Raw genomic sequence first — 25,363 nt, 5'->3', positions numbered from 1 at the left:
TGAAGATATAAACGGGGAGGTTATGGGAATGGGTTTTGTAAAAAATGCTTCGATTTTACTGACGGTCACGGCCATGGCCGGGGCACTGGCTGCATGCGGCAATTCGGACAAGGAGAGCGGGACGGGCGGAGAGAAGCTTAAGAAGATATCGCTGTTCCAGTCCAAGGTCGAAATCGCGGAGCCGCTCGAGAAGCTCGCAGAAACCTACAAAAAAGAAACCGGCAACGAGGTCGAAGTATGGGGCTCCGCCGGCGATGCGTACATGACGCAGTTGCAAGCCAAGCTCGCCGCCGGGGAAGGGCCGACGATCTTCAGTGTCGGCACCGGCGCGGAGGCCGACAAGTTCAAGTCCTACTATGCGGATCTCACCAACGAATCGTTCGCCAAGGACATCGCGCCGAACATGGCGCTGATGGACGGAGACAAGGTTGTCGGCGTGCCTTACGGCGTGGAAGGCTACGGTCTCGTCTACAACAAGAGCCTTGTCGATCCGAAGGACGTTACCGATCTCGACTCGTTTACGAAGACGCTCGAGAAGTTCAAGGCCGACGGCATCAACGGGCTTAGCCTGTCGCAGGAGGCGTACTTCCTGATCGGCCACATCATCAATACGCCGTTCGCTCTGCAAGCCGATCCGCAGGACTTCATCGACAAGCTGAACAAGGGCGAGGTCAAGATGGCGGACACGAAGGAATTCCAGGAGTTCGCCAAGTTTATGGAAGCGATCCGGGCGAACACCGTCAATCCGATGGAAGTGAAGTACGACACGCAGATGGGCGACTTCGCGACCGGCAAGACGGCGATGGTGCACCAGGGCAACTGGAGCTACGGCATGCTGGCGGATTACGGAGACATCGGCTTCGATGTCGGCATGATGGCGCTGCCGCTCGCCGGCAACGACAAGATCGCAGTCGGCGTCGCGAGCAACTGGGTCGTCAACAACAAGGCCGATGCCGATCAGATCAAGGCGGCCAACGCCTTCCTGAGCTGGTTGTTCACGAGCGAATCCGGTAAAAAAGCGATTGTGGACGAATTCAAGTTTATCCCGGCGATGACCAACATCGAGGCGAAGGAGCTGGACCCGCTGTCGCAGACCGTATTCGAGGCGACGAAGGCAGGCAACACGATCCCGTGGGCACACAGCTACTTCCCGCAGGGGATCATCGTCAACGATCTGGCGCCGGCCGCGCAGGACTTTTTCCTCTCCAAGGATATGACGGGCGAGCAGTTCCTGAACAATCTCGATGCCGCCTGGGCCAAGGGAGCGAAGTAAGGAGCTCTGCCAGAAGACGGATGCGAAGGCCTAACCCGATTCCGGCGTTAGGCTTTCGTTGTAATCGGCTGTGCGCAACTTACTCGAAAGGAGGCGATCGTGATGTCCAAACGCAACAAAGGTTGGTTTGCCCTGTTTACGCTGCCGCTGCTGCTCGTCTTCGCGACCGTGGTCATCGTGCCCTTCCTGATCGGCATCTATTACTCCTTCGTGACGTGGGACGGCATCCCGGCCAACCCGAAGGAGTTCGTCGGGTTCGACAACTATGCCGAGCTGTTCAAGGACGACCGATTCATGACCTCGGCCTGGCATACGATCGAATTCACCGTGTTCGCGCTGATTCTCGTTAATGTGCTCGGGCTTGTCTTCTCGCTGCTCGTGACGATGAAGCTGCGCGTCAGCAACGCCGCCCGTACGATGTTTTTTATGCCGAACCTGATTGGCGGGCTTATTCTCGGATACATCTGGCAGTTTATTTTTACGGACGTGTTCAAGTTCCTGGGCGACAAGACGGGGATGGACGCCATCTTCTTCAATTGGCTGATCCATCCGCAGACCGCGCTGTTTGCGATGGTTATCGTGTTCACCTGGCAGATGGCCGGATATACGATGATCATCTACATCGCCGGCATCCAGGGCATTCCCGACGAGCTGAACGAGGCCGCCCGAGTGGACGGGGCCAATCTGTGGCAACGGTTGACCCGGATCGTGTTCCCGCTGCTCATGCCGTCGTTCACCATCTGCCTGTTCCTGACGCTGTCCGGCGCGTTCAAAATATTCGACGTCAATCTGTCGCTGACCAAGGGAGGACCGAGCAACTCGACCGAGCTGTTCGCGATGAACATCTACAATGAGATATTCGGCTACGGGCATTACGGGCTCGGGCAAGCCAAGGCAATCGTATTCTTCGTACTGGTGGCCGCCGTCACGCTGACGCAGGTGATCATCACGAAGAAGAGGGAGGTCCAGTACTGATGAACAGAACTAGCCGAACTTCGCTCGGTACGCTGCTCGTGCTGGTCGCGCTGGCCTTCCTCTCCCCGATCTACCTGATGCTGGTCAACTCCTTCAAGGACCGCGCCGAATTGTATCGCAATGCGCTGGCGCTGCCGGAATCGTTCAGCTTCCAGTATTACGCCAAGGCGATGGACAAGATGAACTTCATGACCGCCTTCGGCAACTCGCTGTTTATCACGATCGTGTCGGTCGCCATCGTTGTCGTTCTCGCTTCCATGACCTCGTGGATGCTTGTGCGGACGGACAACAGGCTGAGCCGGATCATCTTCCTCGTGTTCGTCTCGACGATGCTGATCCCGTTCCAGACGCTGATGATGCCGCTCATGCAGGTGATGGACTGGATTGGCGGAGCGCTGCATATCCCGATGCTCAACACGCGCGGCGGCCTCATCTATATGAACGTCGGCTTCCATGCCAGCATGGCGGTGTTCCTGTACCACGGTTTCATCAAGTCCGTTCCGATCGCGCTGGAGGAGGCGGCCACGCTGGACGGCTGCAGCAAGTTCGGGGTGTTCTGGCGAATCGTATTCCCGATGCTGAAGACGATCACGATTACGGTCGCCATCCTCGACGTCATCGCGATGTGGAACGACTACCTGCTTCCGTCGCTGACGCTCTCGGACAAGGCGCTGCGGACGATTCCGCTGTCGACGTTTTATTTCTTCGGAGAGTTCACGATTCAGTGGAATCTGGCGATGGCGGGGCTGACGCTCACGATCATCCCGGTCGTCATCTTCTACATGTTCGCACAGAAATATATCATTAAAGGCATCGCCGCCGGCGCGGTCAAGTAAGCGGCGGATCGATGCGGTACAACGAGATTAGACAGAGGCTGGAGGGAGCGCCATGACCGCGGTCAAGCGTGTTTGGTGGAAAAAATCCGTCGTATATCAGGTGTACTGGAGGAGCTTCTACGACACGGACGGCGACGGCGTGGGCGATCTGGACGGCGTTATCGAGAAGCTTGACTATATCCGGGGGCTCGGCGTGGACATCATCTGGCTTAATCCGGTGTACGAATCGCCCGATCTGGACAACGGCTACGACATCTCCGACTACGAGTCGATCATGCCGAAGGCGGGGACGCTGGAGACGCTGGACCGTCTGCTCGCCGAGACGCATCGCCGGGGCATGAGGCTGATCATGGATTTGGTCGTCAACCATACGTCGCATCTGCACCCGTGGTTCCTCGAATCGCGGTCGTCGCGGAGCAACCCGAAGCGGGACTGGTATATATGGAAGGATGCGTCCGAGGGGGGCGGGCCTCCGAACAATTGGCGCTCCTACTTCTCGCCTTCGACATGGGAGTGGGACGCGGCGACGGAGCAGTATTATTTCCATTCGTTCGCCGCGGAGCAGCCCGATCTGAACTGGCGCAACCCGGAGCTGCGCGAAGCGATCTGCGGCATGATGCGGCGCTGGCTGAGCCGGGGAATCGACGGCTTCCGGCTGGACGCCATCGCCCTGCTGGCGAAGCCGGACGGCTTCCCGGACGCGGAGCGGCCCGAGGATATTCGCTATCTGACGAACAACCCCGGCTTGCACGATTTTATCCGGGAGATGAATGCCCGGGTGCTGGCCGGCCGCGATATCGTCACGGTAGGCGAGGCGGCGTTCGTCACCCCGGAGGAAGGGCTGAAGTTCGTCGGCGAGGACCGGGGCGAGCTCGACATGCTGTTCCACTTCGAGGTGTGCGACGAGATGCCGTCGTGGGACATGCTGCGCTTCAAACGAATTCAGCGGCGTTGGTACGAGGGGCTGTGGGGCAGAGGCGCGAACTCGCAGTTCCTCAACAATCACGACCACACCCGGCAGGTGTCGCGCTACGGCAACGACGGCCCGTATCGGGTGCAGTCCGCCAAGCTGCTCGCGACGATGCTGCACACCTTGCCGGGCATCCCTTATATCTACCAGGGAGAAGAGATCGGCATGACAGGCGTGCGCTTCGACTCGATCGAAGAGTACAACGACATCGCGATGCGCAACCGCTATGCCGAGGAGGTCGCGGGCGGCCGGGAGCCGGCCGAAGTGCTGGCGAGCCTGCAGCCGCTCAGCCGCGACAACTCGCGTACGCCGATGCAGTGGGACGATTCGCGCGAGGCCGGCTTCACCTCCGGTACGCCGTGGATTCGCGTCAATCCCAATTACCGGGAGATCAACGCGGCGCGCGACCTGGCTGCCCCCGATTCCATCTACGCGTATTACCGGGAGCTGATCTCCCTTCGCCACCGGCACGACGTGCTGGCTTACGGGGAGTTCGAGGAATGGCCGGAGTATGCGGACGATGAGCATCTGTACGTGTACGAGCGGCACCTGGACGGCGTCCGTTGGCTCGTTGCGCTTAACCACGGAGACGAGGCGGCGGAGCTGATCTGGCCGGCGCGCATGGCCGGGCGCAAGCTGCGGCTTCTGCTCGGGAACTACCCGGCACCGGCGCTCGGAGACGAATCGGCAGGCGGCTCGAAGGGCGAGGGCGGATCGGAAGGCGGGGCGGATGGCGAATGTCAGGGCGAATGCCAGGGCGAGCCCGAAGGCCAATCCGAATCCGCAAGCGGCCGAACCAAGCTGCACCCGCACGAGGCGCGGATCTATGCCGTCGAATAAAACCGCAGGGGGCCGTCCCGGAAGTCATCGGACTTCAGGACGGCCCCTCTGCATTTGCCGAATTCGGCAAACCCGGCAAACCCACTGAAACCGCCGAACTCAACAAACTAGCCAGCTTCGCTGGACTCGCTGAACCGTTGAACTCGGGGAACTTACCAAGCTCGTCGAACTCGCTTAAGTCACCCAATCCGTCGAACCCCGCCGAACTGAACAAACTAGCCAGCTCGTCTGGATTCGCTGAACCGTCGAATTCAGCGAAATTACCAAGCCCGCAGAACTCGCTTAAGCCGCCCAATCCGCCGATCCTCCGCCGAACTCAACAAACTAGCCAGCTTCGCTGGACTCGCTGAACCGTCGAATTCAGCGAAATTACCAAGCTCGTCGAACTCGCCAAGCCACCAAATCCGCCGAACCCCGCCGAACTGAACAAACTAGCCAGCTCGTCTGGACTCGCTGAACCGTCGAATTCAGCGAAATTACCAAGCTCGTCGAACCCGCCAAGCTACCAAATCCGCCGAACCCCGCCGAACTTAACAAACTAGCCAGCTCGTCTGGATTCGCTGAACCGTCGAATTCAGCGAACTTACCAAGCTCGCCGAACTCGCCAAGTCACCAAATCCGCCGAACCCAACAAATTTTATGTGAAAAATCACATTGGCACAGCTTGATAAGGGGCAGTTTGGGCGATTATATATGAAAAATAGCATAAATAGAGGAATTTATGGTCGGGAATGCTGGATATATGCTAAAAAGCGCATAAAACGCCCAGATTCCCTCCAACTCCAGGCCGGCGAATGTGAAAAACCGCATATAATCCCGCTAGGCGGCAACGGCAGGAGGTTCTTAGCAGTAACCATGACCGCCATCGACCCGCTGAATGCTCAAAAAATGAGCATTCAATCTCCAACCATCGCCATCGACCCGCTGAATGCTCAAAAAATGAGCATTCAATCTCCCAACCATCGCCACCGACCCGCCGAATGCTCAAAAAATGAGCATTCAATCTCCCGACCGTCGCCACCGACCCGCCGAATGCTCAAAAAATGAGCATTCAATCTCCAACCATCGCCATCGACCTGCTGAATGCTCAAAAAATGAGCATTCAGCCTCCAACCATCGCCATCGACCCACCGAATGCTCAAAAAATGAGCATTCAAGCTCCCGACCGTCGCCACCGACCCGCCGAATGCTCAAAAAATGAGCATTCAAGCTCCCAACCATCGCCATCGACGCGCTAACCATCGCTGCCATAACGGGAGCTGGCCCCCAAGTGAGCGTTCACTCACCTGGAGGCTAGCCTCGTCGCGCTTATTAGTCTTGTACGGCTACGACCGCGACCGGATCTCCTGGCGCATGAACGCCACGTAGGAAGCGGCGAACGACAGCGCCGTCTCCGCGACGATCGCGACCACTTGCGGCCAGACGAGCAGCAGGCTCTGCCCGAACGACAGCGGGGCGTCGATGGCGAGGTACGCCTGGTCCTGCGTGACGAACGGATTCAGCGTTCGGACATCGGGCAGCAGCAGCGTGGACGCCGCTTCCTGGAACAGATAGGCGGGCGAGAGCCGCTGCAGCAGCATCATCCAGTTCTGCTGGTTGATGTAGGCATCGGCGCCGGCGGCGGCGTCCGGCGTTGTCGCGTTCGAGATCAGGCTGACGATCATCCCGTAGAATACAAGGAAGAAGATCCACACCGCGATGCCGCTCAGCGCGGAAGTCGCCGCCTGCTTGAAGCGGACCGAGAAGAGCAGGCTCAGGTTGAGCCACAGCCCGACGTAGACGGTCGTGATGACAAGCGCGATAACGACTCGCCAGAACTCCTCCGGCGTCGGCGGGTAGCCGATCGTGAGCAGCCCCATTCCCATGACGAGGAAGCCGAGGGAGAAGACGACGACGGCGATCAGGAGCAGGCCGGCGACGAACTTGGCGTTCAGGAAGTCGTCCCGGTACACCGGCTGCGACATGACGCGGCTGAGCGTGCCCTTGTTGCGCTCCGAGTTGATCGAGTCGAAGCCGATGGCGATGCCGATGAGCGGCGCCAGGAACGACAGGAACGTCAGGAAGTTGGGCAGCGAGCCGTCCGATATCGTGAACATCTTGAGGAACAGGAACGAGGTATCGATCTCCGATCCGCTGCCTGTCGCCGCCTCCTGCGCGTCCTTGAGCGCCGTGATCGACGAATAGATCGAGCCGATGCAGGCGAGGGTCACGAGCGCGAGCAGGATGAGGAAGCGCCAACTGCGGATATGGTCGCCGAATTCCTTCTGCACCATGACCCAGAACGCCGAGCCCGAGCCGGCCGGGCGGCGCTCCCGCTCCGCCGCTCCCCGCGCCTGCGTCCCGGGCGCTCCCGGCCGCCCCCCCGATACTCCCGGCGAATCCGCGCCGCGCCGCAAGGACGCCGGCAGCCGCAGCCGTTCAATGAGTCCGCCCATGGGAATCCCCTCCTTCGAAGTAGCGGTGATAGATGTCGTCGAGGCCGTACCGCGTTCGCCGCAGACCGCGCAGCGCGGCTCCGGAGGTGACGACGGCCGCGGCCAATTGCGCCGTCAAGTCGACGGAGCTGGCGACGCGGACGGTCGCGGCGGCGTTCGGAGCGCCGTGACCGTCCGCCTCCCGGCCCGCGAGTGCGTCCGCCTCCCGGCCTGCGAGCGCGTCCGCCTCGCTGCGGGAGACCGACAGGACGCCTTCGACGGACAATAGCGTCTCCTCAAGCGCGGAGGACCAGCCCGCCACGTCCAGCTCGACGAGGTGCGTCGGCCCGCCGTCCAGCTCGCGGGACAGCGTGTCGAGGTCGCCGGAGGCGATGAGCCGTCCCTTGACGAACAGGCCGACCCGATCGCAAATCTGCTGCACCTGGTGCAGGTGGTGAGAGGACAGAAGGACGGTCAGCCCTTCGTTCCGGCTCATCTCGCGGATCAAGACGAGCAGCTCGCGAACGCCCTCCGGGTCGATGCCGAGCGTCGGCTCGTCGAGGATGATGACGTCCGGCCGCTTGATCAGCACGTCGGCGAGGCCAAGCCGCTGGCGCATCCCGCGGGAGTACGCTCCCGTCTTCTTCCGCGCCGCTTCGGCCAGGCCGACCTTCTCGAGAAGCTGCTGCGCCCGCTCGCGGGCTTCCTTCTCGGGGACGCCGTTCAGCCTCGCCGTGTAGACGAGATTGTCGAGGCCCGAACGGTCCTCGTAGAAGCCGATGTCGTCGGGCATATAGCCGACCCTGCGCTTCACCTGCATCGGCTGGCGCGTCGAGTCGAGGCCGCACACCGTCGAGCTTCCGGCCGTCGGCTCGGTCAGGCCGAGCATCATCAGAATCGTGGTTGTTTTGCCCGCGCCGTTGGGCCCAAGCAACCCGAAAATCTCTCCCTGGCGAATCGACAGATCCAGTCCGTCCACCGCCGTGAAGTCCCCGTACTTCTTCGTTAGTCCTCTCAGCTCGATTACGCTGGAAGCTTGGCTCGCCCGATCTGTCTCCGCATCCTCGAATCCGGCATTGACGCCGGCATTCCATGCCGCATCCATCGCTTACCGCCTCCCGTACTTGCGGAAGAGCCCGTAGATGCCCGCAAGCACCGCCGCAATGATAACGACGCCGATCCAGCCCCAGAGCACCGACGTCTTCACCGTGACGCGGATCGCGGCATCGCTCGACTTCTCGGTCGACTGGGCGCTCAGGCCGACAACGTAGTCGCCCGACAGCGCCTTGCCGCTCGACTTGATCGTGGCGGTGACGGGCACTGATTCGCCCGGCTTGATCGAAGAGATCGTCTTCGGCTCGAACGTCACTTCCCAATCCGTCGGCGTCGTGCTCGTCAGACTGATGTTCTCCAGATCCGAGGTGCCGGTGTTCTGAACGACGAGCTCGAGGTTCTTCGTTCCGCCGGCGGTCACGTTCGCGCTGAGACGCTGGTCGCTTGTCGTCAGGTTCAGCCCGTACGTGCCGGTGATGACGGCCTGCATCGTTGCCTTGGCGCTTGTGCTGCTGTTGGACGCCTGAATCGGAATCTCATAGGTGTCGGCGGTCGCCTTGCTGGCAGGCGTCAGCGTCAGCGTGATCGATTGCGTGCCGTTCGCGTCGAGATCGACCGCGGTCACATTGCTGCCGTTCGCCGAGAAGTGGTAGTCCCAGCCGACCGGCGCATCCGCCGACAGCGCATACTGCTGCTTGCCGGCGGTCCGGTTGCTCAGCGTCAGGTTGTAAGTAAACGTGGAATCGGAGTGCCCCTGCATGTTGGGCTGCTCGGCGGTCAGCTCCGTCTTGTACGTTCCTTGCTCGGCGATATTGATCTTCAGAGCCAGCGAGCCGAACGCTCCTGCGTTGACGTGAAGCGCATAGTCGCCTTTGTTCACCTCGTAGGGAACCTGAACGTTCAGATTGACGCTCTCGGATTCGCCCGGCTTCACCGCGACCTGCTTGATCGGGTGCCCTCCGGCCGTCAGATCGATCGTCCAGTTGCTTCCCGGCGTGTCGTAGCTTAAGTCGGCGGTCTGGATCGAGTCGCCGTCGTTGATCAGCTCGATGCTGTAGGACAGCGATTCGCCAGCTGCGGCGGACAGGCTCGTATAAGGCGTGTACAGTTTGGCGCCGCCGGCGGCGAATGCCGAAGCCGATGCGGCCAGCGCCGCAACGCAGAGCACAAGTGCGAGCGCGGCGATTTTGTTGCGAATGGTGGTGAACATGTCGTTGGACCCCTCCCGAGGCAGGAATTTAGTATCATTCGGGCTACGTCCGAGCGGGGCGGACGGATTTACGTTTTTTTGTTTTTCCCGGATAAAAATTGGCTTAAAAGAACCTTAAAACAAAATAAAAACAGCCCGCCGACGTTCCCAGCCCGGAGCGAATCTGGTATGAATGACTTATCGAATGTCTTATCGAATTGATAGAAAAGGCGGGGGGGATGAACATGCAAGCGACCGCGAACGGGCCGAGGAAGGTTGACGCGGAGCTGCTGCGAGCCATTGACGAAGGGGATGCCCGGGCGTTCGACCGGTTCTACGAGCAGGCGATGCCGTTTATGCTGCCGATTGCCGTTCATCTGCTGGGCGACCGGATGGAGGCGGAGGACGCTTGTCACGACGTGCTGCTGGCGGTCATCAAGCATCCCGAGAGGTTCGATCCGGCGCGCGGCTCGGTCGAGGCGTGGCTCGCGATCCAGACGAAGAGCCGCTGCCTGGACGGCCTGCGCAAGCGGAAGAAGCTCGTTCTTCGCGAGACCGAGAAGGAGGAGCGCGGGATGTCCGGGGCGGTGTCGCGGCCCGAGGAGACGGTGCTGGCGAAGCTGCAGGGCGAGGCGGTCCGGCGTGCGCTCGAGGAGCTGCCCGGCACCCAGAGGCAGACGCTGGCGGCGGCGTTCTATTCGTCGAGAAGCCAGCGGGAGCTTGCCGAGGAGTGGCGGCTTCCGCTCGGCACGATCAAGTCGCGGATTCGGTACGGACTGAACCATATGAAGAAGTCCTTGGAGAAAATGGGCTGGGCGGACAAGGAGGAGGCGGAGGAACGTGGATAAGCGAAGCTGCTTCGTGCCGGAGACGGCATGGATCGACTACCATCTGGGGAAGCTCCCTCCATCGGAAGAAGCGGCGCTGCGCCGCCATCGCGGCTCCTGCGCCGATTGCCTCTCCGCCAGCCGGGAGTGGGAGGCGCTGCTCGGCGCGGCTGCGTCGCCAACGATCGTGACCGATCCGGCGCCGGCGGACGCGGCCGTTCCGGCGCGGGCCCCGGCCGGGCTCCGGGCGCGCGTCGTCCTGCACGGGGCCGCGCGCCGGGCCGGGCGGGCGCTCGCCGCGCTGTGCCGCCGCCGCGCGCTGGCGGCCGTGTCCATCGCCGCCGTCGCGATCGCCCTTGCGGCGTTCGCCTTCCAGGGGCTCGGAGGCTCGAAGCCGTCGGTCGATCCGCAGGATTATGCGGAGCGGCACGAGCCGAACGCGGCGCTGGTGCTCAGCCGGCCGGATACGGTCGTCTATCGGCTCGGTTCGAGCACGGTGCTGCCGGCGGGAGCGGTTGCCCCGCTGACGCGGGAGACCGTCTGGATCAACAGGAGGACGCACGAGCTATTCGTTCTAATGGAGGGCATGATTCCTTCGGGCGATCTGGACGTGCAATTGTGGGCGTATGCGGACGGCAACGCGTCCAATCTGGGGCTGCTCCAGTTCAACGACAACCTCGCCCACCTGTACTCCAGCAACGTCCGGCCGGATGAATGGGAGTCGCTTGCGCTGACGCTGGAGCCGAAGGGAGGCAGCCTGGCGCCGACATCCCCGGAGACGGCGTCCGTCAAGCTGGACGAAGCGGAATAAAGCGTCGCTCGCGGGCGAATCAACGAGCGGGAGAGCGCTCCTTCGCGGGCCGAAGCACATCGACAAGGCGGGCGCTCCCGCCTTGTTCGCGTTGTATCCGGCGAATCGCGCTGCGAATCTCCCAAGCTTTGCCTACCCACTGCAGCCGGCTGTTTGTCTCGTATCTTTTCAACATGATCATCCGTCCTCCCCATGCGGCCGCCCCGATCGAGCCTCGCTTGCATTCTCCCGGACAAGCCTATATCTTGAACCTATGACCCACGTGGGCAAAAGATGACTGGAGGATTATGCAATGAGCCAACCGGATGCGACGAACCATCCCTTCTACGAGAGAACGATAGAGACGAAGCCGATCTTCGACGGCCGCATGATCAAGGTGCAGGTGGACACGGTCGAGCTGCCGAACGGAGAGACGGCCACCCGCGAGATCGTGCGGCACCCGGGAGCGGTCGCCGTCATCGCGCTGCTGGAGGGTAAGCTGCTTGTCGTGGAGCAGTTCCGCAAGCCGCTCGAACGGATGCAGGTGGAGATTCCGGCGGGGAAGCTGGAGATAGGCGAAGATCCGATGGAAGCGGCGAACCGGGAACTGGAGGAGGAGACGGGCTACCGGGCGAAGTCGCTGAAGCATCTGCAGACGTTCTCCACGTCGCCGGGCTTCGCGGAGGAGGTTATCCATCTGTACTATGCGGACGAGCTGGAAGCGGGCGAGGTCCATCTCGACGACGAAGAGTTCCTTACGTGCGAGGCGATCTCTCCGGAGCAGGCGCAAGCGTATATTGCGGATGGGCGGATCTACGATGCGAAGACGCTGCTGGCGGTGGCGTACTGGCGCCTCGGCAGCTTCGCGGGACTGCGCTGATATGAGCGAGAATGCAATCGAGCCGAACGCTGCGCTCCGGGACGGAATCCCGGTGTTCGCGGACCTGCACGTCCATATCGGTCGCGCAAGCGAAGGCGAGCCGGTGAAGATAAGCGCAAGCAGCGGCCTGACGTTCCGTTCGATCGCGGAGGAGGCGTCCGAGCGCAAGGGAGTCGGCCTCGTCGGCGTGATCGATTGCCATTCGCCGCCCGTGCAGCGGGACATCATGGACTGCCTGCATTCCGGCGAGATGGAGGAGGTGCCTGGCGGAGGCATCCGTTACCGGAACACCGTCATCCTGCCGGGCTGCGAGGTCGAGGTGAAGGAGGAAGGAGGCGGGCCGTTCCATCTGCTTGTCTACTTCCCGACGCTGGAGGCGATCCAGGGGTGGACCCGCTGGATGGAGCCGCTGATGAAGAATGTCAGTCTCAGCTCGCAGCGAATCCGGACGACGGCGCGCGAGCTTCAGGCGGAGGCGATCGCCCGGGGCGGTCTCGTGATTCCCGCGCACGCATTCACGCCGCATCGCGGCTTGCTCGGCTGCTCGGCCGACCGGCTCGCGGATCGCCTCGATCCGGACGGCATCGCCGCCGTCGAGCTGGGCTTAAGCGCCGATACGAGAATGGCGTCCCGGCTGCCGGAGCTGGATCGCTGCCCGTTCCTGACGAATTCGGATGCGCACTCCACCGGGATGATCGGCCGGGAATGCAACGAGCTTCTGCTCGGCGGGCTCAGCTTCGCGGAGTGGGCGCTGGCGCTTCGCGGCGAGAGCGGCAGACGAATCGTCTCGAATCTCGGCTTGCACCCGAGGCTGGGCAAGTACCATAAGACGTTCTGCGCGGCTTGCAAGCAGCCGGTCGACGCGGCGGAGGCGATTCCGGAAGCGTGCCCGAGCTGCGGCAGCCGCAGGCTGGTGCGCGGAGTGGCCGGGCGGATCGACGAGCTGGCGGAGCGGGCGGAAGGCGAAGGAATGGAAGGACGTCCTCCGTACATCCGCCAGATTCCGCTCTCGTTCTTCCCCGGCATCGGTCCCAAGCTGCGACGGAGGCTGCTGGAGGAGGTCGGGACGGAGATGGCCATTCTGCATCGCGCTGCGCACGAGGCCATCGCCGAGGTCGCCGGAGAGAAGCTGGCATCGCTCATTCTCGCCGCCCGGGAGGACAAGCTGTCGCTCGTCCCCGGCAGCGGCGGCGTCTACGGCCGGATCGGAGATTAACCGCTAAGGCGGAGCGCATATTCGCGCCTCCTTCGTCATACACATAGGCACCGGACAAGGATGCTTAAGGACGAGGGGGCAACAATGGTGAGGAAAAGGCTGTGGAACCTGTCCGCCCGCGATAACCGCAACATGTATATTTTCATAGGGGTGCTGCTGCTGTCCGGGGTCGTCTTCGGCGTCGTGCTCGTGAACGCCTTGACGCTGGATCAGCAGCAGGATCTTGCGGACAGGCTCGGCGCGTACTGGCAGACGTTCGGCAATCCGGATTCTCTCGACGCGGGGGCCGCGTTCCGGGAACGCTTCCTGCTCTACGCCAAGTGGTTGTTCCTGATCTGGACGCTCGGCTTGTCCGTCATCGGCCTGCCCTTCGTCATGGCCCTGGACTTCCTGAAGGGAGTGCTGCTCGGCTTCTCGGTCGGGCTGATTATCCGGGAGCTTAACTGGCACGGAGTCGGCCTGTCGCTCGCGGCGATCGCCCCGCAGAACCTGATCGTGATTCCCGCGCTGATTATTTCCAGCGTGTCCGCTTCGCGCTTCGCCTACTACTTCGTTCACGAACGGCTGTTCCGCCGCAAGGGAAGCATGTTCCCGCCGATTGTTGCGCATACCGCCGTAGCGATCGCGATGCTGCTGGTGCTCGGAGTCGCCTCTCTCTACGAAGCGTACGTATCCCCGCTCGTGCTCGAGAGAATCGCTCCCGAAACGGCTCGAATATCCGCCTCGTTCCTTCTCGGAAAATAGCGAATCGGGCAATTTTCGTCAATCTTTACCTGTTAACGTTTGACTTCCGAAATATGCTCCCCCTATAATGGAATCAAGTGTGTTGAACGGGTTAAGGGGGAGAATCATGGAAGCCCGAATCGAGAAAGTGAAGCAGCAATTGCAATCCCAGGGCTACAAGTTGACCCCGCAGCGGGAAGCGACAGTCCGTGTTCTCCTGGAGAACGAAGAGGATCACCTGAGCGCGGAAGACGTGTTCATGCTCGTTAAGGACATTGCGCCCGAGATCGGGCTGGCGACAGTCTATCGAACCCTTGAGCTGTTAAGCGAGATGCATATCGTCGAGAAGATGAACTTCGGAGACGGCGTGGCCCGGTACGATCTTCGTACGGAGAGCAACAAGCATCACCATCATCATCTCATCTGTGTGCAATGCGGCTCCATGACGGAGATTATGGAAGACTGGCTGACTCCGCTCGAGGAGAAGCTGGAAGCCGAGTACAACTTCACGGTGCTCGACCATCGGCTTGACTTCACGGGAGTATGCGCGAAGTGCCGGGCGAAGGCGGAAGAGGCGGCCAAGCAAGCGGACTCGTCGGCTTCGAAGAGCTTATAACAGCGACCAATAGAGGATGCCACGGGAGCCATGCGGCTTAGCGGCATCCTCTTTATGCAATTCGCCGGCAGTTGCGGGTTCAGAGGAGGTCTTCGATGGCGCTCTCGAGCTTCTCGGGAGCGACCGTCGGGGCGAAGCGCTTGACGACGCGGCCTTCGCGGTCGACGAGGAACTTCGTGAAGTTCCACTTGATGCTGCCCGAGCCGAGAAGGCCGGGGGATTCCTTCTTCAGGAACCGATAGAGAGGATGGGCAGTCTTGCCGTTCACGTCGATCTTGGCATACAAGGGGAACGTCACGCCGAAGTTCAGCTCGCAGGCGCTCGCCACTTCTTCGTTGTCGCCGGGCTCTTGGTGCATGAATTGGTTGCTCGGGAAGCCGACGATCGCGAGGCCCTTGTCCGCGTACTTCTCGTGAAGCTTCTGCAAGCCGTGGAACTGAGGCGCGAGACCGCACTTGGTCGCCGTGTTGACGATCAGCAGCACCTTGCCTTTATACCGGGCCAATGTCTCTTGCCGGCCTTGAATCGTGTTCACCTCGTAATCGTAAACCGTCATCGTATTTCCCTCCCCGTCATGTTAGTGATATAATTTAATTTTATAAAATCTAATTTGGAAGTCAAGGGGAGTGTACCGTGAGCGACGACCTGAGCGACGACCTGATGAAGCTGGACAACCAGTTCTGTTTCGCCGTATATGCTTGCGCCCGCGAGATCACGAAGCTGTATCATCCGCTGCTGAAGGACTTGAATCTTACCTACACGCAGTATATTACCCTGCTCGCGCTGTGGGAGCGGGACGACATCTCCGTCAAGGAGCTGGGCGAGCGGCTCTACCTCGATTCGGGGACGCTGACGCCGCTGCTCAAGAAGCTGGAGGCCGCAGGCTACGTCAAGCGTGTGCGCGATCCGAACGACGAACGGAGCGTGCGCATTCTTCTGACGGAGGACGGCCGGGCGCTTAAGCTCAAGGCTTGTACGATTCCGGAGCAGCTCTACCGCCTGGCGGGAGCCGAGGCCGAGGAGCTGATGGCCGTGCGAGATCAGATGGCGGCGCTGCTGAAGCGGATTCACCGTTCCGAAGAGCCGGACGATCCGGCTCCGTAACGAGGCAAGCCGCCCTGCCGCCGCGACGCGGGCGGCAAGGCGGCGGGGGAGGCGGATAACGGGCTAACAGCTCTTGCGCGAGGCTCTCTTCCGAATGCCGAGTCCGGTCGCGGCGGGGGCAACCTGGAGCAGGCCGGAGCCGACGGCGCTTCGGCCGCCCGGAATGCGCAGGGCGTACTTCCGCAGCCGGGCCGCCGCTGCGCCCGCCTTGAGCCCGGGCGAGACGCCGCGCAGCAGCACGGCGCCGCCCGCCACGTGGGGGGCGGACATGGAAGTGCCGGACATCCGTGCGTACGTGCCGTTCAGGTACGTCGACAGGATGTTCACCCCCGGGGCTGCGATGTCGATGCCCTTGCCGCGGCTGGAGAAGCTGGCGACCCGATTGCGCCGCGTCGTCGCGGCGACGGCGATGGTCTCCGGGTAGCGCGCCGGAACGTCGAGGCCCCCGCTCGCTCTGCCGTCGTTGCCGGCGGAAGCGACGAGGATAATCCCCTTGCGGCGCGCCCTTCGAAGCGCGGCCCGAAGCGCCTGGCTGTCGCCCGGCATGCCGAAGCTCATGTTGATGACCCGGATGCCGTGGGCGATGCACCAGTCGATGCCTTGCACGATATCCGAGATGTAGCCTTCGCCCCTGCGGTCAAGCGCCTTGACGGCGTACAGCGCGGCGCGCGGCGCATTGCCGAGAATTCGGCCGCGGCCCGTCGCGGCGGCGATGCCGGCGACATGCGTGCCGTGTCCGTTGTCGTCGGCATACGAGCCGCCGGGAACGATTGTGTTCGTCCCGCCCGCGATGGTCAGGTCGGGGTGAGCGGCGATGCCGGTGTCGAGGATCGCGACGCGCACGCCGCGCCCCCGGGAGCGCGGCCAGAGCGGCGGGGATTGCACGCGGCATACGTTCCATGGCGCTTTGGCCGGACAGGCGGCCCGTACGCGGCCGCTCTTGCGCTTGGCGCCGGACGCGCTCAGGCCGTGGGCGGATACCTTCGCATCCTTCTCGATGTAAGCGATGCGCGGATGCTTGTGAAGGGCTCCCCAGCGGCGCTTCTTCTCGGCATGGCAGCAGATCAAGCGCAGCGCCTTGGAGCTCTTGACCGGCTTGATGCCCGCTGCGGCCAGCTCCTTCAGGCATCTGCGGTAGTCGCCGCTGCGGCGCAAGGAGACGATGCGCCGCTCGGTCGAACGCGAAGGACGGGGCCTAACGGAACGGGACAGAATCTGTTCGACAGGCTTCATTCTCGGACAACTCTCCCTGGACAGAACGATTTGGGCGGTCAAGGCCTTCCCTAAGGCAATGTATGGACGAATGCTCCGGATGGTGAGCCCAGTTCGGCCGAACGGCTCCGTCTGCGCTTCGGTCCGGCAACTTGATCGGCACGAGTCCGCTTAATCGGCGCGAGTCGGCATGAAACGGCTCTTGTCCGAATAGGATGCTTCCAAAACCGAAGATGAAGGGGCGGAAGCGATATGCGCGAATGGTCTGGCAAGTGGATAGAGCGGCTTCAGTTCACCCTGCTTTTTCTCGTGTTGACCGTTATGGTTCATCATGTGTTCGGCTGGATGCAAGGCTGGGTGTCGCCGATGGACCCGTACAAGGTGCCGGACGGAAGCTCCGCCAAGGTGTTCCTGTCCGGCGATCCCGCGGGAGCCATCGGCGCGGAGGCGGTTAAGGACCGGCTCAAGCTGTTCTGGGAGCTGGGCGAGTAATACGGAAGGAGTTCGAAGCGCGCGATGAAGACGCATATGGAGGAGTTCCTCCTTTATCTCGAACAGGAGAAGGGGCTTGCCGCGAGCTCGCTTGGCAGCTACCGCAGCGATCTGACCGACCTGCTCCGGCATCTGGAGGAGGTCGGGATCACGGAGCCGGAGGGGATTCAGCCCCGCCACCTTGCCGCTTATCTGGCGAAGCTGCGCGGAATGGCCCGGTCGAACGCGACGCTGTCGAGGCGGATCGTGGCCGTTCGGGCTTTCTGCCAACGGCTGTTCTCGCTTCGCGTCATTGCGGACAACCCGGCGCTCTCGCTGCAGGCCCCTCGGCTGGAGAAGAAGCCGCACAAGGCCTTGTCGGAGGCCGATGTCGAGTCTCTGCTCGAGGCGCCGGAGACGGGGACGCCGATCGGACTTCGGGACAAGGCGCTGCTCGAGCTGTTCTATGCGTCGGGCCTGCGGGTGTCGGAGCTGCTGGCGCTGGATGTGAAGCATATTCGCCCCGAGTTCGGAATGCTGAGCTGCGTCGGTCCGGGCGGACAGGAGAGAATGGTGCCGATCGGTTCCTTCTGCGCGGAATGGATGGTAAACTATATCCAGCGATCCAGACCGGCCTTCCTCCGCGAGGGGAAGGAGGAGCAGGCGCTCTTCCTGAACCATCTCGGCGGAAGGCTGACAAGGCAAGGCTGCTGGAAGCTGATCAAGAAGTATGCGGACGCAGCCGGGCTTGAGAGCGAGATCGCGCCGCATACGCTTCGGCAATCGTTCGCGGTCCATCTGCTCGCAAGAGGAGCCGATCTGCGTTCGGTTCAGGAGATGATGGGCCACAAGGCGCCGGCGACGACGCAGGCTTATCAGCCTCCGGCCAAAGCTCGGCTGAAGGAAGTGTATGAGATCGCCCACCCGCGGGCACGCAAGCCCCCCAAGGAGGATTAAACGCATGAAGTTTCGCCGCATAACCGTTATCGTGCTCGACAGCGTCGGCATCGGAGAGCTTCCCGACGCGGACAGCTACGGGGACCAAGGCGCCCACACGCTCGGCCACATTCTGGAATCGGTTCCGGGGCTGCAGTTGCCGAACCTTCGCAAGCTCGGGCTCGCGAACATCGCCCCGCTCGGGAACTGGGAGCCGGAGCCGTCCCCGACGGCGTTTTACGGCAAGATGGCGGAAGTATCCGCCGGCAAGGACACGATGACCGGCCATTGGGAGCTGATGGGGCTGAAGATCGAGACTCCGTTCCGAACGTTCCCCGGCGGCTTCCCGGAGAAGCTGATCGAAGCGTTCGAGAAGGAGACGGGGCGCGGTGTGATCGGCAATAAGCCGGCGTCGGGCACGGCCATTCTGGACGAGCTCGGCGAGCAGCAGATGAGAAGCGGAGACTGGATCGTGTACACGTCGGCGGACAGCGTGTTCCAGCTTGCCGCCCACGAGGAGATTATTCCGCTCGAGGAGCTGTACGACGCCTGCCGGATCGCCCGCCGCTTGACGCTGACGGACGAGTTCTCCGTGGGCCGCGTCATCGCAAGGCCTTACGTAGGCAAACCGAAAGCGTTCGAACGCACGCCGAACCGCCACGATTACGCGCTCAAGCCGCCGCAGCCGACCGTGCTGAACTCGCTGAAGCACTCGGGTTATCAGGTGGTCGCCGTAGGGAAGATCAACGATATTTTCGACGGGGAAGGGATTACGCGCGCACTGCCGACGAAGAGCAACGCCCACGGCATCGAGACGACGCTTCGCGAGCTGGACAAGGACTTCGAGGGCTTGCTGTTCGTGAACCTCGTCGACTTCGACTCGCTCTACGGCCACCGGAGAGACCCGGCCGGCTACGCGAGAGCGCTGGAGGAGTTCGACCGCGCCGTGCCCGAGCTTCTCGGCAAGCTGGGGAAGGACGACCTGCTTGTCATTACCGCGGATCACGGCAACGACCCGGTGCATCGCGGCACCGACCACACGCGGGAGTACGTGCCGCTTCTCGTCTATTCGCCTTCGCTTGAAGGCGGAAGACTCGGCGTTCGCGAGACGTATTCGGACCTGGCCGCGACGATCGCGGACAACTTCAAGGCGCAGGCCACCGGCCGGGGCCGGAGCTTCCTGTCCGAGCTGCAGGGATAGGGCGGCGTTGGGGAAGGGGGAAGTTACTCAAGTGCGGGCGCAGGTGCTGGTATGGCGGGTCCGGATGAGTAACCATGACTCAACGGAACGCCTCCGGAATTCCGCGTTAAATAGGCTAAACGGCCGATTAGAGACAAAGGAGAGATTCGCATGGCTATTCAAACGAGGCAAGTTATCGAAGAAGCGGCTTCTTACATTCAATCGCTCACGGCGCACGTTCCCGAGGTGGGTCTTATTCTGGGGTCGGGGCTTGGCGTGATCGGGGACGAGGTCGAGGATGCGGTCACGATTCCGTATGCGAACATTCCGCACTTCCCGGTCTCGACGGTTGAAGGCCACGCGGGGGAGCTTGTGATCGGACGGCTCCAGGGGCGTATCATTGCGCTTATGCGCGGCCGCTTCCATATGTACGAGGGCTACGAGCCGGAGCGGACGGCGCTGCCGGTACGCGTCATGAAGCAGCTCGGGGTGAAGACGCTGCTCGTGACGAATGCGGCGGGCGGCATCAATCTGGACTTCTCGTCCGGCAATCTTATGCTTATCTCCGATCATCTGAACCTGACCGGCCGCAACCCGCTCGTCGGCCCGAACGACAACGCGCTCGGCGTCCGCTTCCCGGACATGTCGGACGCCTATTCGCGGCGTTTGCGCGCCGTCGCGAAGGAGACGGCGGCGGCGCTCGGCGTGCCGCTTAAGGAAGGCGTCTATGCCGGCTTGCTCGGCCCGAACTACGAGACGCCCGCCGAGATCCGTTACTTGCGCATCATCGGCGCCGATGCGGTCGGCATGTCCACCGTGCCGGAAGTGATCGTCGCTCGCCACGCGGGCATTGAGGTGATCGGCATCTCCTGCATCACGAACATGGCCGCGGGCATTCTCGACCAGATGCTGTCTCACGAGGAAGTGATGGAGACGTCGGAGCGGGTGAAGGGCGAGTTCGTGTCCTTGGTGCTGGCGCTTCTGCCCAAGCTGTAGACAATCGGCAGGGAAGAGAGGGAGGATGACGACGATGCGCATGGTGGATGTGATCCGCAAGAAGAGAGCGGGAGATGAACTGACGGCGGAGGAGATTCGCTTCGTCGTCAGCGGTGTCGTGACGGGAACGATTCCCGACTATCAGACGTCGGCATGGGCGATGGCCGTCTGCTTCACGGGCATGACGGACCGGGAGACGGCCGAGCTGACGCTCGCGATGGCCCGTTCGGGCGATGTCGTCGACTTGTCGGCGATTCGCGGCGTCAAGGTGGACAAGCACAGCACAGGCGGCGTCGGAGACAAGACGACGCTCATTCTGGCGCCGCTGGTCGCAGCTTGCGGCGTGCCGGTCGCGAAGATGAGCGGCCGGGGGCTCGGCCACACGGGAGGCACGATCGACAAGCTCGAGTCGATTCCGGACTTCCGCACGGAGCTTGCGCGGGATGAATTTTTCGCCCAGGTGAACGATATTGGGGTGGCCGTCATCGGACAGAGCGGCAACATCGCGCCGGCGGACAAGAAGCTGTATGCGCTTCGCGATGTGACCGGAACGGTCGAGTCGATTCCGCTTATCGCCAGCTCCGTCATGAGCAAGAAGATCGCGGCCGGAGCCGATGCGATCCTGCTCGATGTCAAGTTCGGCAGCGGCGCCTTCATGAAGACGGCGGCGGAAGCGATCGAGCTGGCGCAGGCGATGGTGGCGATCGGCACCGAGGTCGGCCGCACGACGGTCGCCGCGATCACCGACATGGATCAGCCGCTCGGCAACCTGATCGGCAATGCGCTCGAGGTGCGCGAGGCGATCGACATCCTCCGCGGCGAAGGGCCGGCAGACCTGCGCGAGCTGTGCCTCGCGCTGGGCGGCCACATGCTCGTCCTCGGCGGCCAAGCTGCTGACGAGGACGAGGCGCGCGGCAAGCTGCTCGCCGCGCTCGAATCCGGCGCCGCGCTCGCGAAGCTCGGCGCGATGATCGCCGCGCAAGGCGGCGATCCGGCGGTCGCCCGCCAGCCGGAGCTGCTGCCGCAGGCGAAGGAGCGCCTTCCGGTGCCGGCGGCCGCGGACGGCTATGTGCATGGCATCGACGCCGAGGCGATCGGTCTCGCGGCGATGCGGGTCGGCGCCGGACGCGCCGCCAAGGATGACGCGATCGACTACGCCGTCGGCGTCGAACTGATCGCGAAGCGCGGCGACCGCGTGCGCGCGGGGGACACGCTGGCGTACCTGCACGCCCGCGAGAATGACGAGGCGGCCTGCGCCGCCGCTCAGATCGTCCGAGCCTACGAGCTCGGAGCGGCCGCTCCCGCCGCCGCTCCGCTTATCTACGCGGTCGTGAGCAAGGACGGCGTGCGACAGTAGAATGCACTTCGCAAGCCGCCGCCGGGACGCTGAATGCTCAAAAAATGAGAATTCGTGCTTCGCAAGCTGCCGGAGGGACGCTGAATGCTCAAAAAATGAGCATTCACGCCCCGCAAGCCGCCGCCGGGATGCTGAATGCTCAAAAAATGAGCATTCACGCTCCGCAAGCCGTCGACGGGATGCTGAATGCTCAAAAAATGAGCATTCACGCCCCGCAAGCTGCCGACGGGATGCTGAATGCTCAAAAAATGAGCATTCATACTCACCACGCTTCACACGCTTCACATGCTTCACATGCCTCACATGCCTCACATTCCTCGCAAGCCGCCGCCCGTTGCTCCGCAACCCGCTCAAAGGACAGGCGCCTGAAGTCCCGCGACTCCTGGGACGACCGCTTTCTTTTCAACACACCAATATCCGCTCTTCCTTATCCGCTCGCCCATTCCGTTCCCCAAATCGTTCCCCTGCCGGTTGTTTTATCCCTACTGCTCAGGTACATATTTCCAATAATTAGGATACTGATCAGAAGGGATAAGGCACCCTTTAGCGAAAAGGGATAGCGGCGATAGCAGGAGGTGCGATGCCGATACGGGGTGGGGGTATGTGGATCGCTTTGCCCACTATCGAGATTCTGCTCCCTACCATTCCGTTGAAGGCATGGGGCAGGGGAGAGGGCCGGCTATTGCAAACGATAGTTTGGAAGCGTTCTACCGGGCACGATGTGCGCGAAAATTGGCGAAAATAGCGGAATTCTCCGGAATCCTCTAAAAAATCGGCCGAATTCCGTCGATAACAAGAAATATAAGACAAAAAGACTAGCGATTCTTCGCCTAAGTGCTCGCGCTTACCGCTGAATTGACTATTTTCCACGCTGCCGAGAGGAATTGCTGCCTATGTCTATTGGATCCAGAGTCTTAGTTCTCTTGATGTCGCTCCTCCTGCTCCTCTCCGTCGCGCCCGCTTATGCGGACGATCGCTCCTTCGAGATCAGCGCGACCGACATTCATGCCCGCATCGACTCCGCAGGCGACATGTTCGTCACCGAGCGCGACACGTACCGATTCGACGGCGCCTTCAATGGCATCCTTGTCGACTTGAACGCCGCCGGCTCCGACGGCATCGAACAATTCGAAGCTTACGAGGTGTCGGGAGAAGACAAGACCCCGCTTGAAGTCGAGCAGACCGCCGACGGGGACGCGCTTCATTACAAGGTGTTCTCGGAATCCGTCGACACGACGAAGGAGTTCGAGCTCACCTATACGGTCAAGAATGTCGTGCAGGTGTACGCGGACACGGCAGAGCTGTACTGGAAGTTCTTCGACGAGACGAACGCCAACCCGCTTGGCTCCGTGAGCATCGAGATCGAGCTGCCGGCAGGGATCTCGAAGGATGAGATTACGGCGTTCGGGCACGGTCCGCTGGATGGCAATATCCAGACTACGGACGACGGCACGGTTCTGTTCCGGGTCGAGTCGCTGCCGGCAGGCCGGATGTTCGAGACCCGCGTGCTGTTCCCTCCGCAGTACGTACCCGGCAGCGGCAAGGTGAGCGAAGAGCCGCAAAGGGACAACATTGTGGAGGAAGAGCGGAACTGGAAGGCGAATGACGAGGCCGAGAGCTCGAACGACTACACGGTTCCGTATGCGGTGCTCCTCTTGATCGCGAATCTCGGGGCGGGCTTCTGGATTTATAAGAGATATCGCAGGCCCCCCAAGTCGGAGTGGAAGGGGGACTATTATCGCGAGCTTCCGTCCGACGCGTCGCCCGCCGTCGTCAGCTTCCTGCTCGATTCCGGGATCGAGTCCCGGGACCTAATGGCGACGATGCTCGACTTGGTCAGAAGGAAGCACGTCGTCATGCAGAAGCTGGGCTCTCCGAAGACGGGCAAGGGCAAGCGCGATTATTCCTTCAAGCGGACGGGCAAATCTGCCGATGATTTATTGCCGCACGAGGCGATGCTGCTCGAATGGTTCATAGGCGAGATCGGCGACGGCGACAAGGTCGCCCTGTCGGAGATTCGTCTGAGCGCTTCGTTGCGAACTGAATTTCCGCAGAAGTGGGCAGCCTGGCAGGATAAAATCAAGGAAGCGGCCCTGGAGCGCAAGCTGCTGAAGAAGAACTCGGGCATCTACCGCTACGTTCTTCTTGCGTTCTTCATTCAGTTCTTCGGCTTCTGGTTCGCTGCTCCGTCCGATTGGAGTTGGCTGCTGTTCTGCGCGATTCCGCTGCCCTTCTTCAAGCCGAGACGCTATCAGAGAACGAGGGAAGGACAGACCGAATACGAGAAGTGGAAGGCGTTCGACCGCTTCCTTCGCGCCTACAGCCGAATCGAGAATCGCGATGCGATGGCCGTTCACCTGTGGGATCATTACTTCGTGTACGCGATTCCGCTCGGAGCGGCGAAGAAGATGATCAAGGACACGAAGGTTGTTATTCGCAGCGTGACGGATCGGGACTATAGCGCCCCCATTCTGTATCAGACATGGGCGGTTACGGAGTTTGACGAATTGAACAAGCAGTTCAAAGACGCGGTAACGGAATCGCATAAGTCGGACAGCGGCAGCTCCTCCGATTCCGGCGGCTGGTTCTCCTCGGGAGGCGGAGGAGGCGGCGGCGGGGGTGGCCGCGGAGCGTTCTGACGGTTCTGGGTTCAAGCGGCTTCAACAAGGAACGACCACAAGGGAATAAGGGAGGACGATCTCATGTCTATCGGCGCTTATATTGGAATCGGCATTGTTGTTATTGTACTGCTGTGGATCATGATCACCTATAACCGGCTTATCGAGCTGCGCAATCGGGTCCGCAACAGTTGGTCGCAGGTGGACATCATCATCAAGAACCGATTCGACCTCATTCCGAATCTGATCGAGACGGTGTCGGGCTACGCGGGTTACGAGAGAGAGACGCTTAGTCGGATGACGGAGATGAGAACGAAGTATGCCTCCGCGTCGTCCGTCGAGGATAAGGCTTCGGCCAGCGGCGATCTGTCCGCGATGGTCGGCCGCGTGATGATGGTGGCGGAAGGATATCCCGATCTCAAAGCGAGCGCGAACTTCCTCTATCTCAAGGAGCAGCTCGCGGATATCGAGGATAAAATCCGGTACGCCAGGCAGTTCTACAACGATTCGGTCGAATCGTTCAACACCGCGCTGGCGGTGTTCCCGTCCAACCTCCTGGCCGGAATGTTCGGCTTCCGCGAGGAAGCGTTCTTCAAGATCGACGAGAGCGAGAAGGCCGTGCCCAAAGTCGAGTTCAAGCTCCAATAGTTCATGAACGCGATGTTGCGCATCAAATCCCGGCACCCCCTCGCACCGCATTGACAGCTTCCATCCCTCTTAACGCAAATCCCTCCCGCGAACGCTTCGCGAGAGGGATTATTTATAGGCTTTAGCCTGTTGAGTGCGTGAAACGCGCGAAACAAAAAACCACCCGCTATGCGGGTGGAGGGAACGAGGGTTTGACCACCAAGACCATTCCGATAAAATTGAGATGTTCAGGCTCAATG

Annotated in this window: 28 protein-coding genes; 21 read left to right on the top strand and 7 right to left on the bottom strand. The window is 61.7% G+C overall.

The genetic code is table 11. From position 1 onward, the window contains the following. Positions 1-28 precede the first annotated feature (28 nt). From E6C55_RS20390 to E6C55_RS20375, 4 genes are all read left to right on the top strand, one after another. Positions 29-1,273: a sugar ABC transporter substrate-binding protein gene (locus tag E6C55_RS20390; protein ID WP_136371669.1), complete on the top strand. Its 1,245-nt coding sequence runs from the start codon at positions 29-31 to the stop codon at positions 1,271-1,273. A 102-nt stretch (positions 1,274-1,375) separates the two neighbouring features. Then, entirely contained in the window at positions 1,376-2,248 is an 873-nt protein-coding gene (locus E6C55_RS20385) for a carbohydrate ABC transporter permease (protein ID WP_136371668.1), read from the top strand. After that, positions 2,248-3,084, top strand: a complete 837-nt coding sequence (locus tag E6C55_RS20380) for a carbohydrate ABC transporter permease (RefSeq protein ID WP_136371667.1) — start codon at positions 2,248-2,250, stop codon at positions 3,082-3,084. The genes E6C55_RS20385 and E6C55_RS20380 overlap by 1 nt, the downstream gene beginning before the upstream one ends. Positions 3,085-3,136: 52 nt before the next feature. Continuing rightward, on the top strand, positions 3,137-4,894 hold the full coding sequence (locus E6C55_RS20375; RefSeq protein WP_136371666.1) for a glycoside hydrolase family 13 protein: 1,758 nt from the start codon (positions 3,137-3,139) through the stop codon (positions 4,892-4,894). Between the two features lie 34 nt (positions 4,895-4,928). Here E6C55_RS20375 and E6C55_RS20370 read toward each other — a convergent pair whose 3' ends face one another. After that, the gene (locus E6C55_RS20370; RefSeq protein ID WP_136371665.1) at positions 4,929-5,189 is read right to left on the bottom strand and encodes a hypothetical protein; all 261 of its coding nucleotides are present in this window, start codon (positions 5,187-5,189) and stop codon (positions 4,929-4,931) included. Positions 5,190-5,587: 398 nt separating this feature from the next. On the opposite strand from E6C55_RS20370, the gene E6C55_RS20365 reads away from it, so the two are divergent. Both E6C55_RS20365 and E6C55_RS20360 read left to right on the top strand, forming a co-directional pair. Next, positions 5,588-5,941 carry a hypothetical protein gene (locus tag E6C55_RS20365; RefSeq protein WP_136371664.1) on the top strand — a complete coding sequence of 118 codons (354 nt, stop codon included), beginning with the start codon at positions 5,588-5,590 and terminating at the stop codon, positions 5,939-5,941. Continuing rightward, on the top strand, positions 5,938-6,132 hold the full coding sequence (locus E6C55_RS20360; protein ID WP_136371663.1) for a hypothetical protein: 195 nt from the start codon (positions 5,938-5,940) through the stop codon (positions 6,130-6,132). The genes E6C55_RS20365 and E6C55_RS20360 overlap by 4 nt, the downstream gene beginning before the upstream one ends. Before the next feature lie 87 nt (positions 6,133-6,219). Here the strand turns inward: E6C55_RS20360 and E6C55_RS20355 are convergent, their stop codons facing one another. The 3 genes from E6C55_RS20355 to E6C55_RS20345 are packed head-to-tail and all read right to left on the bottom strand — an operon-like array spanning position 6,220 to position 9,571. After that, positions 6,220-7,329 (bottom strand): ABC transporter permease, encoded by a 1,110-nt coding sequence (locus E6C55_RS20355; RefSeq protein ID WP_136371662.1) that lies wholly within the window; start codon positions 7,327-7,329, stop codon positions 6,220-6,222. After that, the gene (locus tag E6C55_RS20350; RefSeq protein WP_136371661.1) at positions 7,313-8,413 is read right to left on the bottom strand and encodes an ABC transporter ATP-binding protein; all 1,101 of its coding nucleotides are present in this window, start codon (positions 8,411-8,413) and stop codon (positions 7,313-7,315) included. The genes E6C55_RS20355 and E6C55_RS20350 overlap by 17 nt, the downstream gene beginning before the upstream one ends. 3 nt (positions 8,414-8,416) lie before the next feature. After that, on the bottom strand, positions 8,417-9,571 hold the full coding sequence (locus E6C55_RS20345) for a COG1470 family protein (RefSeq protein WP_136371660.1): 1,155 nt from the start codon (positions 9,569-9,571) through the stop codon (positions 8,417-8,419). Between the two features lie 224 nt (positions 9,572-9,795). Here E6C55_RS20345 and E6C55_RS20340 point away from each other — a divergent pair, with 224 nt between their 5' ends. Next, complete coding sequence (locus E6C55_RS20340) at positions 9,796-10,398, top strand: RNA polymerase sigma factor (RefSeq protein ID WP_136371659.1); 603 nt, start codon at positions 9,796-9,798, stop codon at positions 10,396-10,398. Then, complete coding sequence (locus E6C55_RS20335; protein ID WP_136371658.1) at positions 10,391-11,188, top strand: anti-sigma factor; 798 nt, start codon at positions 10,391-10,393, stop codon at positions 11,186-11,188. Before E6C55_RS20340 ends, E6C55_RS20335 begins: the two co-directional genes overlap by 8 nt. Positions 11,189-11,207: 19 nt before the next feature. Here the strand turns inward: E6C55_RS20335 and E6C55_RS33905 are convergent, their stop codons facing one another. Beyond that, positions 11,208-11,363 (bottom strand): hypothetical protein, encoded by a 156-nt coding sequence (locus E6C55_RS33905; RefSeq protein ID WP_168735776.1) that lies wholly within the window; start codon positions 11,361-11,363, stop codon positions 11,208-11,210. A gap of 117 nt (positions 11,364-11,480) precedes the next feature. Between E6C55_RS33905 and E6C55_RS20330 the strand changes: the two genes are divergently transcribed. The 4 genes from E6C55_RS20330 to fur all read left to right on the top strand — a co-directional run bounded on the left by E6C55_RS20330 (position 11,481) and on the right by fur (position 14,602). Beyond that, entirely contained in the window at positions 11,481-12,047 is a 567-nt protein-coding gene (locus E6C55_RS20330) for an NUDIX domain-containing protein (RefSeq protein ID WP_136371657.1), read from the top strand. A gap of 1 nt (position 12,048) precedes the next feature. Continuing rightward, positions 12,049-13,263, top strand: a complete 1,215-nt coding sequence (locus E6C55_RS20325; protein ID WP_136371656.1) for an endonuclease Q family protein — start codon at positions 12,049-12,051, stop codon at positions 13,261-13,263. A gap of 87 nt (positions 13,264-13,350) precedes the next feature. Next, on the top strand, positions 13,351-14,007 hold the full coding sequence (gene spoIIM, locus E6C55_RS20320; RefSeq protein WP_136371655.1) for a stage II sporulation protein M: 657 nt from the start codon (positions 13,351-13,353) through the stop codon (positions 14,005-14,007). 106 nt (positions 14,008-14,113) lie between these two features. Next, complete coding sequence (gene fur, locus E6C55_RS20315; RefSeq protein ID WP_136371654.1) at positions 14,114-14,602, top strand: ferric iron uptake transcriptional regulator; 489 nt, start codon at positions 14,114-14,116, stop codon at positions 14,600-14,602. A gap of 79 nt (positions 14,603-14,681) precedes the next feature. Here fur and E6C55_RS20310 read toward each other — a convergent pair whose 3' ends face one another. Then, positions 14,682-15,158 carry a glutathione peroxidase gene (locus E6C55_RS20310; RefSeq protein ID WP_136371653.1) on the bottom strand — a complete coding sequence of 159 codons (477 nt, stop codon included), beginning with the start codon at positions 15,156-15,158 and terminating at the stop codon, positions 14,682-14,684. Positions 15,159-15,262: 104 nt separating this feature from the next. Here E6C55_RS20310 and E6C55_RS20305 point away from each other — a divergent pair, with 104 nt between their 5' ends. Continuing rightward, positions 15,263-15,706, top strand: coding sequence for a MarR family winged helix-turn-helix transcriptional regulator (locus tag E6C55_RS20305; protein WP_136371740.1), 444 nt, complete (start codon positions 15,263-15,265; stop codon positions 15,704-15,706). 63 nt (positions 15,707-15,769) lie between these two features. On the opposite strand, the gene E6C55_RS20300 is transcribed toward E6C55_RS20305, so the two are convergent. Further along, complete coding sequence (locus E6C55_RS20300; protein ID WP_136371652.1) at positions 15,770-16,939, bottom strand: S8 family peptidase; 1,170 nt, start codon at positions 16,937-16,939, stop codon at positions 15,770-15,772. A gap of 231 nt (positions 16,940-17,170) precedes the next feature. Between E6C55_RS20300 and E6C55_RS20295 the strand changes: the two genes are divergently transcribed. From E6C55_RS20295 to E6C55_RS20260, 8 genes are all read left to right on the top strand, one after another. Continuing rightward, on the top strand, positions 17,171-17,410 hold the full coding sequence (locus tag E6C55_RS20295; protein WP_136371651.1) for a DUF4227 family protein: 240 nt from the start codon (positions 17,171-17,173) through the stop codon (positions 17,408-17,410). A 24-nt stretch (positions 17,411-17,434) separates the two neighbouring features. Then, positions 17,435-18,346, top strand: a complete 912-nt coding sequence (locus E6C55_RS20290; protein ID WP_136371650.1) for a tyrosine recombinase — start codon at positions 17,435-17,437, stop codon at positions 18,344-18,346. A 4-nt stretch (positions 18,347-18,350) separates the two neighbouring features. Next, complete coding sequence (locus tag E6C55_RS20285) at positions 18,351-19,526, top strand: phosphopentomutase (RefSeq protein WP_136371649.1); 1,176 nt, start codon at positions 18,351-18,353, stop codon at positions 19,524-19,526. Positions 19,527-19,676: 150 nt separating this feature from the next. After that, positions 19,677-20,501, top strand: coding sequence for a purine-nucleoside phosphorylase (locus E6C55_RS20280; protein ID WP_136371648.1), 825 nt, complete (start codon positions 19,677-19,679; stop codon positions 20,499-20,501). Between the two features lie 34 nt (positions 20,502-20,535). Further along, on the top strand, positions 20,536-21,858 hold the full coding sequence (locus E6C55_RS20275; RefSeq protein WP_136371739.1) for a pyrimidine-nucleoside phosphorylase: 1,323 nt from the start codon (positions 20,536-20,538) through the stop codon (positions 21,856-21,858). 44 nt (positions 21,859-21,902) lie between these two features. Beyond that, positions 21,903-22,418: a hypothetical protein gene (locus tag E6C55_RS20270; protein WP_136371647.1), complete on the top strand. Its 516-nt coding sequence runs from the start codon at positions 21,903-21,905 to the stop codon at positions 22,416-22,418. Between the two features lie 366 nt (positions 22,419-22,784). Continuing rightward, positions 22,785-24,497, top strand: coding sequence for a DUF2207 domain-containing protein (locus E6C55_RS20265; protein WP_230986778.1), 1,713 nt, complete (start codon positions 22,785-22,787; stop codon positions 24,495-24,497). Positions 24,498-24,560: 63 nt separating this feature from the next. Then, entirely contained in the window at positions 24,561-25,124 is a 564-nt protein-coding gene (locus E6C55_RS20260) for a LemA family protein (protein WP_136371645.1), read from the top strand. The last annotated feature ends 239 nt before the right edge of the window (positions 25,125-25,363 follow it).

Origin of the sequence: Cohnella fermenti, assembly GCF_004801405.1 — a bacterium.
Classification (GTDB): domain Bacteria; phylum Bacillota; class Bacilli; order Paenibacillales; family Paenibacillaceae; genus Cohnella; species Cohnella fermenti.
Note: the sequence above shows the minus strand (reverse complement) of the source record. Positions and strands in the feature narration are given on the sequence as shown.

Bases quoted from the DNA above. Each gene is read 5' to 3' on its own strand.
- E6C55_RS20295 (WP_136371651.1), top strand. From the start codon at position 17,171: ATGCGCGAATGGTCTGGCAAGTGGATAGAGCGGCTTCAGTTCACCCTG.
- E6C55_RS20385 (WP_136371668.1), top strand. From the start codon at position 1,376: ATGTCCAAACGCAACAAAGGTTGGTTTGCCCTGTTTACGCTGCCGCTG.
- E6C55_RS20390 (WP_136371669.1), top strand. From the start codon at position 29: ATGGGTTTTGTAAAAAATGCTTCGATTTTACTGACGGTCACGGCCATG.
- E6C55_RS20285 (WP_136371649.1), top strand. From the start codon at position 18,351: ATGAAGTTTCGCCGCATAACCGTTATCGTGCTCGACAGCGTCGGCATC.
- fur (WP_136371654.1), top strand. From the start codon at position 14,114: ATGGAAGCCCGAATCGAGAAAGTGAAGCAGCAATTGCAATCCCAGGGC.
- E6C55_RS20340 (WP_136371659.1), top strand. From the start codon at position 9,796: ATGCAAGCGACCGCGAACGGGCCGAGGAAGGTTGACGCGGAGCTGCTG.
- E6C55_RS20380 (WP_136371667.1), top strand. From the start codon at position 2,248: ATGAACAGAACTAGCCGAACTTCGCTCGGTACGCTGCTCGTGCTGGTC.
- E6C55_RS20310 (WP_136371653.1), bottom strand. From the start codon at position 15,158: ATGACGGTTTACGATTACGAGGTGAACACGATTCAAGGCCGGCAAGAG.
- E6C55_RS20365 (WP_136371664.1), top strand. From the start codon at position 5,588: ATGAAAAATAGCATAAATAGAGGAATTTATGGTCGGGAATGCTGGATA.
- E6C55_RS20360 (WP_136371663.1), top strand. From the start codon at position 5,938: ATGAGCATTCAATCTCCAACCATCGCCATCGACCTGCTGAATGCTCAA.
- E6C55_RS20270 (WP_136371647.1), top strand. From the start codon at position 21,903: ATGAGAATTCGTGCTTCGCAAGCTGCCGGAGGGACGCTGAATGCTCAA.
- E6C55_RS20345 (WP_136371660.1), bottom strand. From the start codon at position 9,571: ATGTTCACCACCATTCGCAACAAAATCGCCGCGCTCGCACTTGTGCTC.
- E6C55_RS20265 (WP_230986778.1), top strand. From the start codon at position 22,785: ATGTCGCTCCTCCTGCTCCTCTCCGTCGCGCCCGCTTATGCGGACGAT.
- E6C55_RS20375 (WP_136371666.1), top strand. From the start codon at position 3,137: ATGACCGCGGTCAAGCGTGTTTGGTGGAAAAAATCCGTCGTATATCAG.
- E6C55_RS20275 (WP_136371739.1), top strand. From the start codon at position 20,536: ATGCGCATGGTGGATGTGATCCGCAAGAAGAGAGCGGGAGATGAACTG.
- E6C55_RS20305 (WP_136371740.1), top strand. From the start codon at position 15,263: ATGAAGCTGGACAACCAGTTCTGTTTCGCCGTATATGCTTGCGCCCGC.
- E6C55_RS20325 (WP_136371656.1), top strand. From the start codon at position 12,049: ATGAGCGAGAATGCAATCGAGCCGAACGCTGCGCTCCGGGACGGAATC.
- E6C55_RS20280 (WP_136371648.1), top strand. From the start codon at position 19,677: ATGGCTATTCAAACGAGGCAAGTTATCGAAGAAGCGGCTTCTTACATT.
- E6C55_RS20350 (WP_136371661.1), bottom strand. From the start codon at position 8,413: ATGGATGCGGCATGGAATGCCGGCGTCAATGCCGGATTCGAGGATGCG.
- E6C55_RS20355 (WP_136371662.1), bottom strand. From the start codon at position 7,329: ATGGGCGGACTCATTGAACGGCTGCGGCTGCCGGCGTCCTTGCGGCGC.
- E6C55_RS20330 (WP_136371657.1), top strand. From the start codon at position 11,481: ATGAGCCAACCGGATGCGACGAACCATCCCTTCTACGAGAGAACGATA.
- E6C55_RS33905 (WP_168735776.1), bottom strand. From the start codon at position 11,363: ATGTTGAAAAGATACGAGACAAACAGCCGGCTGCAGTGGGTAGGCAAA.
- E6C55_RS20300 (WP_136371652.1), bottom strand. From the start codon at position 16,939: ATGAAGCCTGTCGAACAGATTCTGTCCCGTTCCGTTAGGCCCCGTCCT.
- E6C55_RS20260 (WP_136371645.1), top strand. From the start codon at position 24,561: ATGTCTATCGGCGCTTATATTGGAATCGGCATTGTTGTTATTGTACTG.
- E6C55_RS20290 (WP_136371650.1), top strand. From the start codon at position 17,435: ATGAAGACGCATATGGAGGAGTTCCTCCTTTATCTCGAACAGGAGAAG.